We start from the raw sequence: 2,991 nt of genomic DNA, 5'->3' as shown, positions 1-2,991 counted from the left end.
CCGGAGGAACAGCTCATCGGCTACAAATGGACGTTCGCCTTCGGGGCGACGCCGTTTCCGGCGATCATGCCGATCGGGCCGCATGCACGCGATGGCGGCGCGAGGCCGAGCGGCCGGCCCGTTGCCGGCAAACCACGCCAGCCCGCCTAATTTATTCCGCGGCCTTGGCCTCGGCCGCCTTGTCGTCCCAGGTCACCGCCCGGTAGTCGAAGCCATATTCCAGCGTCGGCTTGACGATGCGGAAGAAGGGCGACAGGTCGAAATCGCGCGGCGTGTAGAGCGAGTGGTGGCGGATGTGCAAGATCTCGCGGCGCATATAGCTCGATTGCGCCGAGGCGCGGCCGGGCGCGCGGGTGATCTCGGGCAGGATCGGATAGCGTATCTGGCCATAGGCCTCGGCGATCAGCGTCGAGCAGATCGCCCGCGTCGGATCGCCGGACCCGAACGCCAGCATGCGGCGGCGCCAGCGCACCGGCACCGGCGGCGTTGGAAAGAAAAATCGCAGCATATCGAAGATATTCTTGAGATCGTATTTCAGGCCGAGCTTGCCGATCATGAAGGCCACGACATGGTCGCGGTCTTCGGGCGTCAGGCCGCTCGCCCGGCAGATGCGGGTGTTGTAGGTGCGGTAGCGCGACAGCGGCACGGCGACACAACCCTCGCCGAGCGTGACCTCGATCAGGCGCGGCCGCTCCGAACCGTCTTCAGGCGCGGGCAAGGCATCGCCGACATAGAAGGCAGCATGCGACCATGTCGACTGGGTCAGGTATTTAATGACCGCCGAGATCTTCTGGTTGCCCTCAATGAGCAGGATGTCGCCCGGTTCCAGCGCGCGGCGCAGCGTTTCGGCATCGGACGGTGTGTAGGGCTCATAGCCCGAGGACTCATCCTGCAGCCGGCTGGCAAGCCAGCGGCCAAGGCGGTCGAGAAGGGTTTCGGCCGGCGCGGTCATGGTAGAGCGTGATTAGCATGGGCCGGCGGGGGGACGCCAGCAGCGCCCGTTAGCCGGCGGCGGCCGCCAGATCTTCCTGGGCTGCTCCGGCGAGGTCATCGCGGGCCTTGCGGGCAAGTTTCCTGGTCGACCGTTTGGGGCTGTCGCCGAACAGTTCGGCCGCCTCGGCGAGGCTTGACTTGCGCAGGCTCTTTTCCGAGCGCTTCACGAGCTTGCCGAGAAGCTTTATATCCTCTGGCGGTCCGAGCGGCTCGGCTTCGGCATCGAGCAGGGCGCGCATGACGAAGACATCGTGGAGTTCGCCCAGCCGTTCACCCAGAGCATCGACCGCCTTGCGGCGGGCCTTGATCGGTGTCGGCCAGAGCCGGCCGAGCAGCGACAGGGGCATGCTGTGGGTCTTGGCCGCCTTGCGCAGGTCGTGGAAATCATCCGCCTCGCCGCGGGACCCAGCCTTGTCCAGCGCTTTGCGCGCCCGCCGCAAGGTGGCGCGGGCGCCCTCGGCGAGAATGTCGGCCGCCTGCTCGGGCTGGTCGGGCAGGGAGAGCCTGTCGATATGGCCGAGGCCCTCCCGGCAAGCGGCAGCCGCGGCACTGATCGCGGCATCGAGACCTGCGCCGGCATGCAACTCATGCTGGCGCATAACCAGCCGGTCGCGGACGGCATCGAGGCCGCCGCCGGCGCTCTGCTCCGGGAAGCTTGCTGCCAGGCGGTCGATGGTTTCGATCAGGGCGGTCGCCTCGCGCGGCCCGGCAAGCAGCGCCGATACCTGCTTGTAGCACTCGTTTTCGGTCTGACAGAACGGTTCGTCACCGGAACGAACCAGGCGCAGCAATGCACGCACGCTCTTCAACCGCTTGCGGCATTTATGCAGCCCCTGCTCGGGCTTCTCACGCGCCATCTCGAGATGGGCGAGCGCCTTGCCGACCTCGTCAGTCAGGATGCGCCTGACCTCGCCGGTCAGCGGCAGGCGCGGATCGATGCGAAAACTCATGCGGCGATCTCCGGAATCCCCCCAAGGGCGAGCGACGCGTTGTAGAACCTCGACTCGCCTGTGATTTCACGGCCGAGCCAATCAGGCAGCATTTCGTCCGGCACGTCTTCCGGCGTCTCGAGTTCGGCGACCACCAGCCCCGCCAGCATCCCGCCGAAGACATCGACTTCGTAGAGATAGCCGCGGTGCCTAACATGGTGACGTGTCTTCTCGATGACACGTCCGATGGCGAAGGCCTGCATTTCTTCAGCCTCCGCAAGTGGGATCGGATATTCGAACTCGTCGCGCTCGCGCGCTTTGCTGCCGAATTTGAGCGTCAGTTCCGCTGAGGTGTCGTCGCTGATGCGCACGCGGACCGTGCGGCCGGGGGCGGCGGCAAGGTAAAATTGCCGGATGCGGATATCCGCCTCGGCCAGGTCACGCCAGGCGGCGCTGGAGACCAGGAATTTGCGTTCGACTTCCTTGCCCATGGCCGCGCACTAAAGCGCGCGCGGACGGACATGGCAAGCCGAAGCTGAGAATCGGATTGACTTTAATCAATCGATTGATTAAACGAATACCGTGAGCAAGAAAACGAGCGTCAAACCTCCCCATCGCGAAGCTTCTCCCGCCGAGCAGACGCGCGCCGCACTTGTGCACGCGGCGCTGAAGCTGTTCGGCCGGCAAGGCTTCGACGGCACCTCGACGCGCGAGATCGCGGCGGAGGCCAAGGCCAATATCGGCTCCATCGCCTATCATTTCGGCGGCAAGGAAGGCCTGCGCGCCGCCGCCGCCGACTACATCGTCGACACCATCCAGACGATTGCCGGGCAAGCACTTGGAAACCAGGCCGTCAGCGCCGCGCCAGCGCCGGCGGACGCGGAAGCGGCACGGGCGCAGCTTTTCACGGCGCTGGAGCGGATGGTGGCCTTCATCGTTGCGAGCCCGCAGGCAGGCGAGATCGTACAATTCGTACTTAGAGAGCTTTCCCACCCGACCGCCGCGCTCGACCGCATCTATGCCGGCGTGTTCGAGCCGACGCATCGCAGGCTTTGCATGATCTGGGAGC

4 protein-coding genes are annotated in these 2,991 nt (G+C 65.6%); 1 reads left to right on the top strand and 3 read right to left on the bottom strand.

All coding sequences use genetic code 11. From position 1 onward, the window contains the following. Positions 1-151: 151 nt before the first annotated feature. Genes EN742_RS30060 through EN742_RS30050 form a run of 3 tightly spaced genes read right to left on the bottom strand, consistent with a single transcriptional unit; the run spans position 152 to position 2,413 of the window. Positions 152-952 carry a lipo-like protein gene (locus EN742_RS30060; RefSeq protein ID WP_126057261.1) on the bottom strand — a complete coding sequence of 267 codons (801 nt, stop codon included), beginning with the start codon at positions 950-952 and terminating at the stop codon, positions 152-154. 49 nt (positions 953-1,001) lie between these two features. Then, on the bottom strand, positions 1,002-1,943 hold the full coding sequence (locus EN742_RS30055) for a CHAD domain-containing protein (protein ID WP_128333617.1): 942 nt from the start codon (positions 1,941-1,943) through the stop codon (positions 1,002-1,004). After that, the gene (locus EN742_RS30050; RefSeq protein ID WP_126057263.1) at positions 1,940-2,413 is read right to left on the bottom strand and encodes a CYTH domain-containing protein; all 474 of its coding nucleotides are present in this window, start codon (positions 2,411-2,413) and stop codon (positions 1,940-1,942) included. The genes EN742_RS30055 and EN742_RS30050 overlap by 4 nt, the downstream gene beginning before the upstream one ends. Positions 2,414-2,504: 91 nt before the next feature. Between EN742_RS30050 and EN742_RS30045 the strand changes: the two genes are divergently transcribed. Beyond that, a partial coding sequence (locus tag EN742_RS30045) for a CerR family C-terminal domain-containing protein (RefSeq protein ID WP_128333616.1) occupies positions 2,505-2,991 on the top strand: 487 nt, incomplete at its 3' end.

The sequence above is a fragment of the Mesorhizobium sp. M4A.F.Ca.ET.020.02.1.1 genome, assembly GCF_004022645.1.
GTDB lineage: Bacteria > Pseudomonadota > Alphaproteobacteria > Rhizobiales > Rhizobiaceae > Mesorhizobium.
Note: the sequence above shows the minus strand (reverse complement) of the source record. Positions and strands in the feature narration are given on the sequence as shown.

Excerpts from the sequence above, each read along its gene's own strand:
- EN742_RS30060 (WP_126057261.1), bottom strand. The coding sequence starts at position 952 with ATGACCGCGCCGGCCGAAACCCTTCTCGACCGCCTTGGCCGCTGGCTT.
- EN742_RS30055 (WP_128333617.1), bottom strand. The coding sequence starts at position 1,943 with ATGAGTTTTCGCATCGATCCGCGCCTGCCGCTGACCGGCGAGGTCAGG.
- EN742_RS30050 (WP_126057263.1), bottom strand. The coding sequence starts at position 2,413 with ATGGGCAAGGAAGTCGAACGCAAATTCCTGGTCTCCAGCGCCGCCTGG.